The following is a 14,614-nucleotide window of genomic DNA, read 5'->3' on the forward strand; positions in this document are numbered from 1 at the left end:
ACCTAGCCTCTCCCCCTAGCGGGGGAGAGGAACATGAGCTGGGGAGGCAATCGTTGAGCTAATCAGCCACACTTCAGCTCGTGCGGCGTCGGATCGTAGCCCGGCATGTCCGGCACGCCGTAGCCCGGCGTGATCACCACGGCGAGATCGTCCGGCTCGGGCTTCTTGTTGAACCACTTCTCATAGAGCTTGGCCATGGTGCCGTCCTTCTTCATGCAGTCGAGCGCATCCTGCAGCTCGGCACGAAGCTTGGGATTGTTCTTCGGCACCGGCGCGGCCCAATGGGCGCGCGTGTCCTTGAGCTCGAGATCGGCCACGAACTGCGGGGTCTTGTTCGCCGCATAGACGATCGTGGTGTTGCCGCCGAGCGTGGCGTAGGCGCGGCCCGAGAGCACGGCCTGCGTGGCGTCGGGTTGCGTGTCGTAGGCCTGTACGGTGAAGCCGTACTTCTCGCCCATCTGCTTGGACAGCGTCTCGTAGGGCGTGCCCTTGTTGACGGCGACGGTCTTGCCCTTGAGGTCTTCCCAGCCCTTGATCGGCGGCGTGCCCTTCTTGATGCCGAACTGGAAGGCCGTCCACAGGTAGCCCGCGGTGAACAGCATGTTCTCCGCCCGCTCCTTGGTCACCGTGGTCGGCGCGGCGATGAAGTCGTAGCGGCCGGCCTGCATGCCCGGGATCAGGGTCGAGAAGCTCACCGAATCGATGGTGATGTCGCGCTTCATGCGCTTGGCCACCTCGGTGAAGACGTCGATCTGGAAGCCCTCGGTCCCGCCGCCCAGCTTGGGCATGGCGTGCGGCGCAAAGGTGCCGTCGACGCCGGTGCGCAGCGGCGGCTGCTTTTCCTGCGCTACCGCTGGACCCACGCAAACAAGGGCCGCGACCGCGATCGCAGCCAGGCGCCGTGTCATCATTTTCAAAGTCTCCCTTCCAAAATCCCCAGGCGGCGACGTTAGATCAGCCATTGTTGAATAGCAATTTAAGCGCCATGGTGCGGCCATGACTGACGCCGCCGACCGCATTCTCGTCATCAATCCCAACTCCACCGAGGCCGTCACCCAAGGCATCGATGCGGCGATGGAACCGCTGCGCATGAAAGGCGGCCCGGTCATCGAATGCGTGACCCTCAAGGAGGGTCCGCCGGGCATCGAAAGTCAGGCGCATGTCGAGCAGGTCGTCGGACCGATCGGCGAAATGGTCAAGAAGCGCGACAACGACTGCTCGGCCTTCGTCATCGCCTGCTATTCCGATCCCGGCCTGCATGCCGCGCGCGAGATCACGACCAAGCCGGTGCTCGGCATTGCGGAATGCGGAATCCTGACGGCGCTGACGCTCGGCCAGCGCTTCGGCGTCATCTCCATCCTGCGGAAATCGATTCCACGCCATCTGCGCTATGTCGGCCAGATGGGATTGAACGACCGCATGGCCGGCGATCGCGCCATTGGGCTGGGCGTCGTCGAGCTCGCCAACGAAGCGCGCACCTTCGCGCGCATGGCCGAGGTCGCGGTCGATCTGCGCGACGAAGACGGCGCCGACGTACTGGTGATGGGCTGCGCCGGCATGGCGCGCTATCGCGACCGCCTGCAGCGCCATGTCGGCCTGCCGGTGGTCGAACCGAGCCAGGCCGCGGTGTCGATGGCGATCGGCCGGTCGCGGCTGGGATGGTCGGCGTGAATTTCGCTAGTTTTGGCTAGGCCGGCCGATGCGCGGGAAGTCATTGAATCACCTACTTTTTTGAATTTCGCTAGTTTCGCTACCACTTTTCTGTTCGGTGAGGGCTGGATTGACCAGCCAGTGGGTGCTCGGACGTCCGGACTTGTCGCGATACGCCGGATCGGGCTGGACGTAGCCGAGATAATGAAGCCTCTGGAGCACATGCTCCGTTTCGTCGGCCGTCGCGGCCTGACTGAGCGCGCGCCGGCTGATCTCCCGACGCGACACCGTAGGGAGACGCGTGTCGCGCAGCCAGCGTGCGACGCGGCGCACGCGTCGCTTGTGGTCCGAGAGCTCCGCACTGTCGAACACCGCGCGCGCATGCGGCCAGAAGTAGCCTCGCCATAGCGCGACCGCAGCGTCGACCTGCTCGCTGCCGATCGCACCGGGCCGACCGCGTGGGCCACCGGTCATTCCAAGAAGCTCCAGGATTCCCGCCAACCGAACGATGAAGGCTCTGCTTTTGCCCAACCACGCGGCCTCGAGTCCTTCGGCACTCTGCCGTGCGGCGTGAAGATCGGTCAGAAAGCGGTCGAGCGCCTTCACACCGCGCTCGTCGAAGCGAAGCTCGCAGGGATCATCGGGCGTGCGCGCCAGAGACGACAGGCGCCTCAGCCGCTCCAGTACCTCGTCGTCGCGAACAGGGTCGAGGCCAGCGAGCGCACGATGGTCCTGGGGGCCGGGCCAGACATACAGGAAGCGGATCGGCAGGCTCTTGTCGCCTTCCAGTAGCGCTGCCTTGAGACTGTCCGGCCACATCGTCTGGAGGACGCTGACTGGAAAGCTCGCGAGGTCGAGTGCCGGCAGGCGGCTGCGCTCCACGGTAAGGGGGCCGGCCGTCCAGGCTTCGAGCCAGGCCGCACATTCCTTGTCGTCGACGCAATCGTCGCCGAACCAAACTTTCGGCAGATCGCGCCACAGCAACACGCCGCGGCGGTTTCCGGTGACGGTCTGGGCGGCGGCTTGGAGACCGGTGTCCGTCATGACGACGCGCGACGGCACGAACGGCCAGTCCTCGCGACCCTGCTTGACCTGCTCTGCGTGCGTCGCGCGACGCTCCTCATCGCGCAGGCACCGTTCCTGTTCGATCGTACCCAGCAGGCGGCGCATCGGCGCCAATGCCGCCGACTTGCCGGTCGACGCTTCACCCACCATCGCCAGCCACATCACCAGCGGCTCGGTCCACGCAGGCGTGACGTGCACCCGCACCCCGGCGCCGCAGACCCCTGCCACGCCGGCGAGCACCGTTTGAAGGACGTAGTCCTGCGGTGCGCCAGTGGCCGACGCGGTATCGACGATCCACTTGCGCCAGGGCTCTGACACTAAATCGAGCGGCACCGGCGGCACCACGTCTCGACTGTTATCGAGGATGCTGAGGTCAGGCTCCGACCACTCGGTCGCCCGCGAAACCCAGTGCAAGGTGTGATTCGGCATCGACGGCCCTCCCAAGAACAAACATGGAACAAGCTTGGGAGGCTGTCAAGCACTATAGTAATTAATACTACTTCCACTATTAGTACTGTTATCGCCTATGGCTGCAGGGAATAACTGCTGCTTCAAGCCGCGGCGTGGGTTCACGGTGCGCGCCCGCAATTCGAAAAGCCGCCTTGAGAGGACGGCTTTTCGTTTTTCTGCGCCCCGAGTGCTCAGTTGCTATAATCGGCGTGCCAATATTAGCTGGAATAATAAGGGGCCCACGAGAACTTCAATGACCTCGCTGCGTTCGTCGCCGTCGCCAAGGAGCGGAGCTTCACCAGGGTCGCAGCAAAGCTCGGGGTCTCACAATCGGCGCTCAGCCAGATCAGGGCCCTGGAGGACAGGATCGGGCTTCGTCTCCTCACCCGCACGACACGCAGCGTGGCGCCGACCGAAGCAGGAGAGCGCCTGTTGCAAACCGTCGCGCCGAGGTTCGAGGAGATCGAGGCGCAACTCGCCGCCTTGAGCGAGCTGCGCGAGAAGCCCGCCGGCACGGTTCGGATCTCGGCTGGCGAGCATCCGGCGATTTCCATCCTGCAGCCCACCTTGAAGCGGTTCTTGCCGGATCATCCGGACATCAATGTCGAGATCATTGTCGACTACGGCCTCACCGATATCGTTTCGGAAGGCTATGGCGCCGGCGCGCGGATGGGCGAACAGGTCGCCAAGGACATGATCGCAGCGCGTATCGGGCCTGAGATGCGGATGGCGGTGGTTGCGTCGCCGGCATATTTCTCGCGGCATACCATCCCGCAGACTCCGCAGGAACTTACCGCACACAAATGCATCAACATACGGCTGCCGATCTACGGTGGACTGTTTCTGTGGGGCCTCGAGAAAGACGGTCGCGAAGTGAAGGTGAGCTGGCTTCAATCGACAACCAGACCATCATCCGCGGCGCCGTACATTCAGGCATGGATGTGCATTCCAGCCCAAGTCGATCGATCAGGTACCCTTCCAGTTCTTGGCCTCGGCCTCGACCGCAGCCCGGTCCCAGTCGTTGATCTCGTCGATGAACTGGTTGGTGTAGGCGCCCTTGGGATCGAAGTCGGCCGGCAGCAGGCCCTGCTGCTTCACCAGGTCGGCCGTGCGCTCCCACTGGGCGGGCAGCGCTTCACCGTACTTGGTAACGCCGTTCAGCCCGTAGCCCGAGAAACGCGACAGAAAGACCCGCCGCGAGTCGGCAAGAAGCTTCTCCTCGTCGGTGCCCTGCGGCTTGCTCTGCGGGTACATCTTCCAGTGGATCTTTATGGCGGCGTCGGGATTGGTCAGGCCGAAATGGACCGCCTTCGCGATCGCCCGGCACATCCCGATCACCATCTTCGGGTTGTCGCGGATGACGTCCTCGCGAGTCATGATTGTGTTTCCGAACAGCTGGTCGAAGTAGCTCGGGCGGAACTCGACGAACTCCATGCCGCGATTCTCGAGCTCGGCGACCGCCGTGTCCCACGACATCCAGCCGGCGATTTCGCCGCGGCGCAGCGCGAGCAGTGCCGGGGCGCCCGTGCCGGTTGCCACCACCTTGATGTCGGTCGCGGTCGCCATGCCGGACTCGCGGAAAATGCCGTCGACATAGGTCTCGGGCGTTATCACCGGCTGGCCGAGGGTCTTGCCCCTGAGTTCGGCGATGCTTTTGATGCCGGCGGCCTTCGGCACGACGAAGCGCGAGATCGGCATGCGCGCGTGCATGTAGACCGCCTTGACCGGAATGCCCTTGGCACGCGCCGACATCAGGCCGGGGCCGTTGATGCTGATGAAGTCGATCTTGCCGCCCGACACGAGCTGCACACCGGCTGTCTCTCCCGCGACGCCGAATACGTTGGTGTCGAGACCCTCGGCCTTCCAATAGCCAAGCGCGCTCGGCAGCGACGAATGGGCGGCATGACCGGTCGAGATGTCGACGGTCGTCGGGCCGAAGCTCGTCTTGGTCAGGCCCTGGCCAAACGACGCGGCGGGAAAGAGTGACGCCGCTCCGACCGCAGCCACGGAGCCCGAGAGCAATCCACGCCGATTGACATTCATGACTACTCCTCCGACATCCAATAGAGAAACCGGCGGCGGCAGAACTCGATGATGCCGAACGCGGCAATGCCGAGCAGGGCGAGCACAAGCACGATGGCGAACACCTGCGGGATATTCATCTGGCTGTTCGCCTGCACGATCAGGTAGCCGAGGCCCTTGTTGGCGCCAACGAACTCGCCGACGATCGCGCCGATCAGGGCGAACATGCTGGCCGTGCTGAGGCCCGAGAACACGAACGGCAGGGAATTGGGAAGACGCACCATTCGGAAGCAGTCCCAGCGGCTTGCCCCGAGCGCGCGCAGCACATCCAGCCGGCCTGAGTCGCAGCTCTTCAGCCCGGCGATCGTGTTGACCAGGATCGGGAACAGCGAGATCACCGCCGCCACGGCGATCTTCGAGCCCGGCCCGAAGCCGAACCATACCAGCAGCACCGGCGCCAGCGCGATCTTGGGCATGGTCTGCAGCGCCACGATGTAGGGATAGAACACCCGCTCGAACATCCGAAACTCGGCGATCAGCGCCCCGAGCGTGAGGCCAAGGACAGCGGCGATCGCGAAGCCGGAGACCGCTTCCATCAAGGTGGTGAGCGCGTTGTCGAACAGTACGCCGCTCTTCACCAACTCCCACAACGAAATCGGAATGCTGGAGGGCAACGGCATCACGTACTTGCTGACTACGCCCGTGACGATCAGACCCTGGCAGAGACCGATCACACTCGCGATTAGCAGCGTCGTCAGCATCCAGTCGGGCACGGTTACGCGCGACATCAGGCTGCCGCGCTCCCGTTCGACGATGGGCAGCTCAATCTGCAGAGTCATGTCAGTGCGCCAGCGTTACGGTTGAAGCAGGGGCGCCTTCGCCCTCGAGCAGGTGACGAATGTGCAGCACCATCTCCGAGAAGCGCGGCGTCGCGATCACATCGAGGCCGCGAGGACGCTGGTTCCTGACCCGAATGGTCTCGATGATGCGGCCCGGCCGGCTCGACATCACCAGGACGCGGTCGCTCAGGAACACCGCTTCGGAGATCGAATGGGTGATCAGGAAGACCGTCTTTCCGGACTCGACCGCGATACGCGCCAGCTCGAGGTTCATCGTATCGCGCGTCATGGCATCGAGCGCGCCGAAAGGCTCGTCCATCAGCAGGATCTTGGGGTTGTGGACGAGCGCACGGGCGATCGCCGCACGCTGACGCATGCCGCCCGAGAGCTCGCGCGGCAACTTGTTCTCGAAGCCCTCGAGACCAACCAGCTTCAGCAGCGCCAGGGCGCGCTCGCGGCACTCGTTGCGGCTCAGCCGCAGCACCTCGCCCGGCAGCATCACGTTCGCGAGCACGGTCCGCCACGGCATCAGGTTGGCGTCCTGGAAGACCACGCCGATCTCGGGCGTCGGCCCATGAACGACACGGCCGCCGATCGACACGGATCCCGAGTAGCCGCCGACCAGTCCGGCAAGGATGCGCAGCACCGTCGTCTTGCCGCAGCCCGACGGACCGACGATCGACACGAACTCCTTCGCGTCCACGTCGAAATCCATGTGCGAGACCGCGTGCACGGTGTCGCCGGCGTTGGTCTGGTAGACCTTGGCCAACCCGCGGACGGCGATGGCAGGAGAGACCGGGCTCGCAGCGGCGAGCCCGGTCTCAGCAGCCGCGGAAGAACGGCCGCCGTCGGGTGGGTAACCGAGAAGTTTCGGCCTCATGGCATCACGGCGCGGCGTTGCCGACGACGCGATCGAGAATCCAGAGATTGTAATCGTGAACCAGCTTGTCCTGGGGCGTGAAGCAGCCGCGCGTGTTGTAGCGCGAGCTCAGCCCCTTCTGCTGGCGCTCGGCGGCGAGGACGTCCTCGTCGCGCACGACGTTACCGTTCTCGAGGTACTGGGCGTAGATCTCCTCGAAGTCCGGCAGCTCGGCGGTGCTCTTCGGCACCAGGTTCGAGGTGACCAGCGTGCAGTTCTCCGGGCCGTCGGGGTAGATTTCCGTCGCCGACACCATGTCGATGGCGAAGCCCATCATGGTGTTGGCATGGACGACCGGGAAGAACGTACCGACCTTCAGCTCTTCTGGCAGGTCGAGCTGCGGCAGCTTCTTCTGGTGCTCGCGCACCCCGCGCGTGCCGTCGAAGTAGGTGTAGTGCATCAGGTAGTTGCCGAGGTAACGCGTCGGATCGTGGAAGTCGCGCTTCGACACCTTCTTGAAGTTCAGCGTGTGCTGGTGGACGAACGGCACGTGGTAGCCGTCGCTGAAGTTCTCCATGTAGAGCTTCCAGTTGGCCTTCACCGGCCACTCGCGGCGCGACACGCAGACCATTTCGTCGGTCTTCCACGGCGCGGTACGCTGCGGCAGGTCGCCCAGGTAGCTCATCAGGTCCTGCGCGTCGGGATCGAAGTTGATCCACATGAAGCCGGCCCATGTCTCGAGGCGAATCTCGACAAGGTTGTGGTCGCCCATCTTGAAGGTGTCGGTTTCGCCGATCAGCGGGGTCGCGTAGAGCTTGCCCTCGAAATCGAAGGCCCAGGCGTGATACGGGCACTTGATCATCTTGCAGTTGCCCTCGCCCTCCAGCATCTCCGAGCCGCGATGGGGGCAGGAGTTGATGAAGACGCGGACCTTCATGTCCTTGCCGCGCACGACGATCAGGGGCACGCCGCAGAACATCTGGGTGAAGTAGTCGCCGGGGTTCGGAACACGGGTGTGGTGGCCGATGCAGTTCCAGAACTTGAAGAAGATGCGCTCGCGCTCGCGATCGTAGAACCGCTTGGAGGTGTAGCACCAGGCCGGCAGCGTATGCGCCTCGTCGTAGCGACGATGCACACTGTCATAGTGGCGCGGATTGAAGATGTCCTCCGGCTCGCGCATGTCTTGCATCTCTCTCTCCTTGGTTTGCTCTTACGCCCTCTTCACGACTTGCCGCCGGAAAGCAGGAATGCTTCCTCGAACCGTGTTCAGGTCCCGGGGCCTGTCGGAATTGCGGTATCCGCGTCGTCCCAGAACAGCAGCCGGGCGCGCGTGAAGTCGACGAGCGCGTGCAACGTCAGCCCGGTTGCCGCGAGGACCAGGAGAATCGAGAAAACACGCGCGGTATCGAGATTGCCATTGGCGTAGAGGATGAGCGTGCCCAGCCCCTCCTTGGCGCCCATGAATTCGCCGACAATGGTGCCGAGCAGCGCCAGCACGACGGCTATATTGATGCCGGCAAAGATGTGCGGCAGCGCACCGGGCAACGCGACCATCTTGAAGATCTGCCAGCGGCGAGCGCCCAGGGCGCGCAGCACGTCCATGCGGCCGGGGTCGACCGACCGCAACCCGCTGACCGTGCTGATGAAGACCGGGAAAAAGCCGATCACCGCCGACAATGCCACCTTCGATCCCATGCCGTAGCCGAACCAGACGATGATCAGTGGCGCGAGCGCGATCTTTGGCGTTGCCTCGAGCGCCAGCACGATCGGCTGCAGCGCCCGGCTCAGCCGCTCCGACAGGGTCGTCAGCGATCCCATGGCGACGCCCAGCGCACAAGCGATGAGGAAGCCGGAGATCGCCTGCATCAAGGTGACCTGGAGATTGATGATGTAGAGACCACTGCTCAACCCATCGACGACATTGGCGGCGATCTCGCCGGGGGCGGGCAGCACCATCGGGTCGAGGAAGCCGGCCCGAGCCGCCCACTCCCAGGCGGAGACGACAACGACGAAGAACAGGACGGGCGGCCAAGCGTGCTTGGCGAGACGGCTGGCAGAGGTTGGCAGAGTCCGAAGGATCGAGTGACGCGCGCCGGGCATAGGACGTCCCATCAACGGATACACCGGATGTGTAGCAACTATCGCGCCAAGCACATCGCGCCTTGATCGTCAGCATACTGACAATCGGCGCTACGCGCTTAACGTCGACCTGATCGTCAGTATACTGACGGCACGCCGGGGTGCGCGCGCCATCCAAGAATCATCGAGCCGCTGACCAGTCCTTGTGCAAGCTGACGCGCGTACTGCATCCGATCGGGACACTGCGAACTGCTCGCAATCACCGACCTCGCCCGCGGACTGGCGGGGGCGACGATAGATGCTTCAGGGCGACGGGCGGGACGCTCACGCGACGCTCGCCGGTCACTCCCTTTCAGGATTGGCGCCGCACGCGCTCGGGCGAGGAATTCTGCCCTTGCCTATGGTCCGAAGTCCTTTCCGCCCTGGTATGGCGCGCGATCCTGGCCGGACACTTTGCGCTGCCAGCTGACGCGACGTCGTTCGCCGACGTCAACGTAACCGTACTTGCGGGCCATCGCGATGTCCTCGATTGGCACTACGGGAGAACGTTCGAGGCTCTCGGCGAGGCACTCGGCCAGTCCAGCCAGTCGACGGAGGAACGCGGCGGATGTCGCCATGACAATCCACAACGCAAATGTCGTGCCTGTCTGAATTTACTCAGTATGCTGACGGTCTACTGGCATGTCGCTTGCAAACACCAGTGTGCACTCGTTGAATGAGTGGCCTGCCTGGAGAACTATCCATGGATACCGTTCAGTCCGCGCCCTACGAGATATTGCTCAAGGGCGGCCGCGTCATCGATCCAGCGCAGGGCCTCGACGGCGTGATGGATGTTGCCGTCAACGACGGTCGGGTCGCCGCCATCGGCAAGGACCTGCCAGGCCCGGCGCGTGAAACGGTCGACGTGCGCGGCAAGCTGGTGCTGCCGGGCCTGATCGACACACATGCCCACGTCTACCGCTACGTCAGCGGCCGCTTCGGGCTGGACGCCGACATGGTCGGCGTCCGTTCCGGCGTCACCACGGTGGTCGACCAGGGCGGTCCGTCCGTTTTGACCTTCCCAGGCTTCCGCGAGTATGTCGTGAAACCCGCCGCGACGCGCGTACTGGCCTTCATCTCGGCCTACATGGTGGGCGGCCTCGAGGGCCACTACTACCCCGAGCTCTACCGGCCGGATTGCATCGCCGTCGACGACACGATCCGTTCCGGCCGCGAGAATGCCGACCTGGTGCGCGGCGTGAAGGGACACGCCGAGATCGGTGGCTTCACGCGCTGGGGCGACGAGGCGATGCGGCGGGCGGCCACGATCGGCCGCGGCCTCGACCTGCCGCTCTACATCCATTTCGGCCAACTGTGGCCGCTGCCGGACGGCAAGGAGGCCTACGACGTCGACGCCATCCTGCCGGACATGCTGGAGATCCTGCGGCCGGGCGACGTCCTTGCCCATCCCTTTACCCGTCACCCCGGCGGTTTCGTCGATCGCAGCGGCAAGCTGCACGCTGTCGTTCGTGAGGCGCTGGCACGCGGCCTCAAGACCGACGTCGGCCATGGCTCGCACTTTTCGTTCAAGATGGCGCGGCTGGTACTGGAGGCAGGGGTCGTGCCCGATACGCTGGGTGCCGACATGCATGGCTACAACACGAAGGTCCCTAAGCCGCGCGGCACGCCGAACGAGCACCCCGACAAGGACGAGATGCATCTCTTCGCCGGCGCGCAGAACTTCTCGCTGGCGTCGGCCATGACCAGCATGCTCGCGCTCGGCCTGACATTGGAGCAGATCGTTCCGATGGTGACGAGCAACTGCGCCGCCATGCTCGGCATGCAGGACGAGATCGGCACCCTGAAGCCTGGCGCCGAGGCCGACGTCACGGTGCTCGACGATTTGCGGGGCCGCTTCGTGCTGATGGACAACGAGGATACGCAGGTGACGACCGACCGAATGCTGCGGCCGGCTTTCTGCCTGCGCGCCGGCGTCCGATTCGAGGCTGATGCCGAAATCCTTCCCAAGGCGGTGATGGCCGCGGCGGCATGAACGCCGGCGCCACCGGCTTCGGCGTCGGCGCAGCCCTGCGCCGCAAGGAAGATGCCCGCTTTCTCATCGGCAAGGGCCGCTATGTCGGGGACATCACGCGTCCGGGCATGCTCGAGGTCGCATTCCTGCGCAGTCCGGTCGCGCATGCCCGGCTGAAGCGGCTGACCAAGCCAGCCGGCCACGAGCAACAGGTCTTCACCATCGACGATCTGCCCGAGATCAAGACGATCCGCGCCAACTCCGCCCTGCCCGGCTTCCGCGTATCCGAGCAGCCGGTCCTCGCCAGAGGCAAGATCCGCCATGTCGGCGAGGCGATCGCCGCCTGCATCGCCGGCAGCCGCGCCGAAGCTGAGGACCTCGCCGGCGCGTGCGAACTCGACTACGAGATGCTGCCGGCCGTCTCCGACATGACCCGCGCGCACCTGCCGGGCACGCCGCTGCTGCACGAAGACTGGTCGATGAACGCCTTTCTCGAAACCCATCGCAACGACGATGTCTCGGGCCTCGACGCGATCGCCGCCGCAAAGGTCACCCGTACCCTGCGCACCTCCCGGCAGTGCATGGCGCCGCTCGAGGGCCGCGGCGTGCTCGCCGAGTGGGATCCGCGGCTCGAGCAGATCATCGTCACGACGTCGACGCAGATGCCGCACGTCACCAAGTCCGGCCTCGCCGATTGCCTGGGCCTCGACGAAGGCCAGGTGCGGATCATTTCTCCCGATGTCGGTGGCGGCTTCGGCTACAAGGGCATCCTGTTGCCGGAAGAGCTCGTGCTGGCGCAGCTCGCGATCAGGCTCGGCCGTCCCGTGCGCTGGCTGGAGGACCGTTTCGAGCAGCTGACGGCCGGCGCCAACTGCCGGGAACACCACTACGTCATCACCGCGTGGGCTGACGAGGCGGGTCGGCTGCTGGGCGTCGAATGCGATGCCATCGTCGATGCCGGTGCCTATTCGTCCTATCCATTCGGTGCCTGCCTGGAGGCCGCCCAGGTCGGCTCGATCCTGCCCGGCCCCTATGCACTGCCGCTGCTGCGCTGCCACACCATGTCGGCCTGCACCAACAAGCCGCCGATCCTTCCCTATCGTGGCGTCGCACGTACGGGCGTGTGCTACGCCATGGAAACGACGCTCGACGCGCTGGCGCGACAGCTCGGGATCTCTGCGGAAGCGATCCGGCTCGCCAACCTCGTCCGGCCCGAGGCCATGCCGTACCGAAACCTCGTTGGCAAGGTCTTCGACAGCGGCGACTATCCCGAAGCCCTGCGGCGCGCCGTCGCCGCCATCGATGTCCCGTCGATACGCGCGCGTCAGGCGAAGGGCGAGGCCGTCGGCTTCGGCCTTGCGACCTTCTGCGAGCAAGGCGCGCACGGCACATCGGTCTATCACGCCTGGGGCATCCCGTTTGTGCCGGGCTTCGAGCAGGCCTTCGTCAGGCTGAGCCCCGACGGCATTCTGGAAGTGCGCGTCGGCGTGCACAGCCACGGCCAGGGGATGGAAACTTCGTTGGCGCAGGTCGCGCACACAATCCTCGGCGTCCATCCCGACAAAGTCCGCATCGTCCTCGGCGATACTGCCCTCACGCCCTACTCGACCGGCACCTGGGGCAGCCGCGCGGCTGTCATGGCAGGCGGTGCCGTCGCAGAGGCCTGCCGGCAGCTGGGTGATCGCATCGCCTCGATCGGTGCGGGCCTCCTGCAGGTTACGCGTCCCGACGTGGTGGTCGCCGACGGCTTCGTTCGCCGCATCGAAGGCGAGGGCTCGGTCAGTATCGCCGACGTCGCGCGGACCTGGTATCGCGCGCCACAGAACCTGCCCAAGGGGGTCGACAAGGGCGGTCTTGAGGTCACGGCAGGCTACCGTCCCGATCCAGATACCGGCACCCACTCCTATGCTGCCCATGCCGTCGTGGCCCGCGTCGACCTCGAGACCGGCGCCGTGGTGCTCGAGGACTTCGTCGTCGTCGAGGATGGCGGCAAGCTGATCAATCCGATGATCGTCGATGGCCAGGTGCTGGGCGGCCTCGCCCAAGGTATCGGCACTGCGCTCTACGAGGAGATGCCGTACGACGGCGCTGGCCAGCCACTGGCTGCGACCCTTGCCGACTACCTGCTGCCGGGAAGCGCCGATGTCCCCGATGTCCGGCTCGAACACATGGAGACACCGAGCCCATGGACCACGTTCGGCCAGAAGGGCATTGGCGAGAGCGGCGCGATCGGGCCGCCGGCGGCGATCGTGAATGCAATCAACGATGCACTGGCCTCGATCGGCGCGGAAGTGACCGACCTTCCGGCGACCCCCGAGCGCGTCCTCGCCGCGATCGCGGCCGCCAGGGCAGGCAAGGCATGAAACCCTCGCGCTTTTCCTACAAACGGCCCGCAAGTTGGGACGATGCCGTGAAGCTCGTTCTTGCCGGAGCGCGTCCCGGCGCAGGCACGCAGTCGCTCGGCCCCATGCTCAACCTGCGCCTTGCCCGGCCCGATACCATCGCCGACCTCCGGCACCTGCCGGACTACGCTGGTGTCAGCGTGAGGGGTGACACCGTGCGGATCGGCGCCGGTACGACTCACGCCGCGCTCGAGGATGGCGTAGTGCCCGGCCGGCTCGGCCAGATCATGGCGAGCGTCGCACGGCGCATCGCCTACCGCCCAGTGCGCACTCGCGGCACGATTGGAGGCAGCCTCGCACATGCCGATCCTGCGGCGGATTGGGTCGCTGTCTTGCCTGCGCTCGGGGGCGTCGCCGTCGCATTCGGTGCCGCCGGCGAGCGGCGCCTGCCGCTGGCCAACTTCGTCACCGGCATCTTCGAGACAGCTCTCGCACCGGGCGAGGTGCTGCGCGCCGTCGAGGTCCCGATGCTGCGGGATGCCGCCCGCTGGGGTCACTGGAAGTTCTGCCGCAAGATCGGCGAATTCTCCAAGGCGACCGCGTGCCTGCTCGATGTTCCTGGCGCCAGGCCGCGCGCCGTCCTGGCCGCGCTCGACGGGCCGCCCATGGTGATCGATGACGCCGCAGCCCTGCTCGCCGATCCCACCGGCGAGGCAAGGCGGATCGTGGCGGGCTGTCCGGGGCTCTCGCCGTGGCGACAGGCAATCGCCGAGGCCGCGCTGCGGCACGCCGTCCAGGGCGCGCGGGCGTGAGCCGCATCGACATCACGCTCACCGTCAACGGCGAGCCGCGCGAACTCAAGGTCGAGCCGCGCGATCAACTCGCCGACGTCCTGCGCGGTCCCCTCATGTTGACAGGGACTCATGTCGGCTGCGAGCACGGCGTGTGTGGTGCCTGCACGATCGAGATCGATGGCGCACCGGCGCGCTCCTGCATCGCCCATGCCGGCAGCTGCGACGGCGCCACGATCCGCACCATTGAGGGTTTCGGCGACGATGAGATCATGAGGGCGCTGCGCGAAGCCTTTACGCGGGAGCACGCGCTGCAGTGCGGCTACTGCACACCCGGCATGCTGGTCGTCGGACGCGATGTCGTGCGCCGTTTGCCCGATGCCGACGAGGCGCGGGTGCGCGAAGAGATGTCGGGCAACCTCTGCCGTTGTACCGGCTATCGCGGCATCGTGCGCGCGATCGTGAGCGTCATCGTCGCTCGCCGCCATGCGCGCCGAGAAGGAGCC

The 14,614-nt window shown here is 65.4% G+C and carries 11 protein-coding genes and 2 pseudogenes; 6 read left to right on the plus strand and 7 right to left on the minus strand.

The features are described 5' to 3' along the window. Positions 1 to 62: 62 nt before the first annotated feature. Complete coding sequence (locus RSO01_RS16400) at positions 63 to 911, minus strand: transporter substrate-binding domain-containing protein (RefSeq protein ID WP_218037357.1); 849 nt, start codon at positions 909 to 911, stop codon at positions 63 to 65. Between the two features lie 85 nt (positions 912 to 996). On the opposite strand from RSO01_RS16400, the gene RSO01_RS16405 reads away from it, so the two are divergent. After that, on the plus strand, positions 997 to 1,671 hold the full coding sequence (locus RSO01_RS16405) for an aspartate/glutamate racemase family protein (RefSeq protein ID WP_147150199.1): 675 nt from the start codon (positions 997 to 999) through the stop codon (positions 1,669 to 1,671). A gap of 48 nt (positions 1,672 to 1,719) precedes the next feature. On the opposite strand, the gene RSO01_RS16410 is transcribed toward RSO01_RS16405, so the two are convergent. Then, entirely contained in the window at positions 1,720 to 3,144 is a 1,425-nt protein-coding gene (locus RSO01_RS16410) for a DUF3987 domain-containing protein (RefSeq protein ID WP_147150200.1), read from the minus strand. Positions 3,145 to 3,411: 267 nt separating this feature from the next. Between RSO01_RS16410 and RSO01_RS16415 the strand changes: the two are divergent. Next, positions 3,412 to 4,047: pseudogene (locus RSO01_RS16415) on the plus strand (LysR family transcriptional regulator); the annotation flags it as partial. 84 nt (positions 4,048 to 4,131) lie between these two features. On the opposite strand, the gene RSO01_RS16420 reads toward RSO01_RS16415, so the two are convergent. From RSO01_RS16420 to RSO01_RS16440, 5 genes are all read right to left on the minus strand, one after another. After that, positions 4,132 to 5,208, minus strand: a complete 1,077-nt coding sequence (locus RSO01_RS16420; RefSeq protein WP_147150201.1) for an ABC transporter substrate-binding protein — start codon at positions 5,206 to 5,208, stop codon at positions 4,132 to 4,134. A gap of 2 nt (positions 5,209 to 5,210) precedes the next feature. After that, positions 5,211 to 6,026, minus strand: a complete 816-nt coding sequence (locus tag RSO01_RS16425; RefSeq protein WP_147150202.1) for an ABC transporter permease — start codon at positions 6,024 to 6,026, stop codon at positions 5,211 to 5,213. Position 6,027: 1 nt separating this feature from the next. After that, on the minus strand, positions 6,028 to 6,906 hold the full coding sequence (locus tag RSO01_RS16430; RefSeq protein ID WP_170303113.1) for an ABC transporter ATP-binding protein: 879 nt from the start codon (positions 6,904 to 6,906) through the stop codon (positions 6,028 to 6,030). A 4-nt stretch (positions 6,907 to 6,910) separates the two neighbouring features. After that, positions 6,911 to 8,074: an aromatic ring-hydroxylating oxygenase subunit alpha gene (locus RSO01_RS16435; protein ID WP_147150203.1), complete on the minus strand. Its 1,164-nt coding sequence runs from the start codon at positions 8,072 to 8,074 to the stop codon at positions 6,911 to 6,913. A 77-nt stretch (positions 8,075 to 8,151) separates the two neighbouring features. Continuing rightward, positions 8,152 to 8,985 (minus strand): ABC transporter permease, encoded by an 834-nt coding sequence (locus RSO01_RS16440; protein WP_170303114.1) that lies wholly within the window; start codon positions 8,983 to 8,985, stop codon positions 8,152 to 8,154. 721 nt (positions 8,986 to 9,706) lie between these two features. Here RSO01_RS16440 and RSO01_RS16445 point away from each other — a divergent pair. The 4 genes and pseudogenes from RSO01_RS16445 to RSO01_RS16460 all read left to right on the plus strand — a co-directional run. Then, complete coding sequence (locus RSO01_RS16445; RefSeq protein WP_147150205.1) at positions 9,707 to 10,996, plus strand: amidohydrolase/deacetylase family metallohydrolase; 1,290 nt, start codon at positions 9,707 to 9,709, stop codon at positions 10,994 to 10,996. Then, entirely contained in the window at positions 10,993 to 13,338 is a 2,346-nt protein-coding gene (locus tag RSO01_RS16450; RefSeq protein WP_147150206.1) for a xanthine dehydrogenase family protein molybdopterin-binding subunit, read from the plus strand. The genes RSO01_RS16445 and RSO01_RS16450 overlap by 4 nt, the downstream gene beginning before the upstream one ends. After that, the gene (locus RSO01_RS16455) at positions 13,335 to 14,129 is read left to right on the plus strand and encodes an FAD binding domain-containing protein (RefSeq protein ID WP_147150207.1); all 795 of its coding nucleotides are present in this window, start codon (positions 13,335 to 13,337) and stop codon (positions 14,127 to 14,129) included. The genes RSO01_RS16450 and RSO01_RS16455 overlap by 4 nt, the downstream gene beginning before the upstream one ends. Beyond that, positions 14,126 to 14,593: pseudogene (locus RSO01_RS16460) on the plus strand ((2Fe-2S)-binding protein); the annotation flags it as partial. The gene RSO01_RS16455 and the pseudogene RSO01_RS16460, both read left to right, overlap by 4 nt. Between the last annotated feature and the right edge of the window lie 21 nt (positions 14,594 to 14,614).

The organism is Reyranella soli (genome assembly GCF_007992495.1).
Lineage (GTDB): Bacteria > Pseudomonadota > Alphaproteobacteria > Reyranellales > Reyranellaceae > Reyranella > Reyranella soli.

Excerpts from the sequence above, each read along its gene's own strand:
- RSO01_RS16400 (WP_218037357.1), bottom strand. The coding sequence starts at position 911 with ATGATGACACGGCGCCTGGCTGCGATCGCGGTCGCGGCCCTTGTTTGC.
- RSO01_RS16405 (WP_147150199.1), top strand. The coding sequence starts at position 997 with ATGACTGACGCCGCCGACCGCATTCTCGTCATCAATCCCAACTCCACC.
- RSO01_RS16410 (WP_147150200.1), bottom strand. The coding sequence starts at position 3,144 with ATGCCGAATCACACCTTGCACTGGGTTTCGCGGGCGACCGAGTGGTCG.
- RSO01_RS16420 (WP_147150201.1), bottom strand. The coding sequence starts at position 5,208 with ATGAATGTCAATCGGCGTGGATTGCTCTCGGGCTCCGTGGCTGCGGTC.
- RSO01_RS16425 (WP_147150202.1), bottom strand. The coding sequence starts at position 6,026 with ATGACTCTGCAGATTGAGCTGCCCATCGTCGAACGGGAGCGCGGCAGC.
- RSO01_RS16430 (WP_170303113.1), bottom strand. The coding sequence starts at position 6,906 with ATGAGGCCGAAACTTCTCGGTTACCCACCCGACGGCGGCCGTTCTTCC.
- RSO01_RS16435 (WP_147150203.1), bottom strand. The coding sequence starts at position 8,074 with ATGCAAGACATGCGCGAGCCGGAGGACATCTTCAATCCGCGCCACTAT.
- RSO01_RS16440 (WP_170303114.1), bottom strand. The coding sequence starts at position 8,985 with ATGCCCGGCGCGCGTCACTCGATCCTTCGGACTCTGCCAACCTCTGCC.
- RSO01_RS16445 (WP_147150205.1), top strand. The coding sequence starts at position 9,707 with ATGGATACCGTTCAGTCCGCGCCCTACGAGATATTGCTCAAGGGCGGC.
- RSO01_RS16450 (WP_147150206.1), top strand. The coding sequence starts at position 10,993 with ATGAACGCCGGCGCCACCGGCTTCGGCGTCGGCGCAGCCCTGCGCCGC.
- RSO01_RS16455 (WP_147150207.1), top strand. The coding sequence starts at position 13,335 with ATGAAACCCTCGCGCTTTTCCTACAAACGGCCCGCAAGTTGGGACGAT.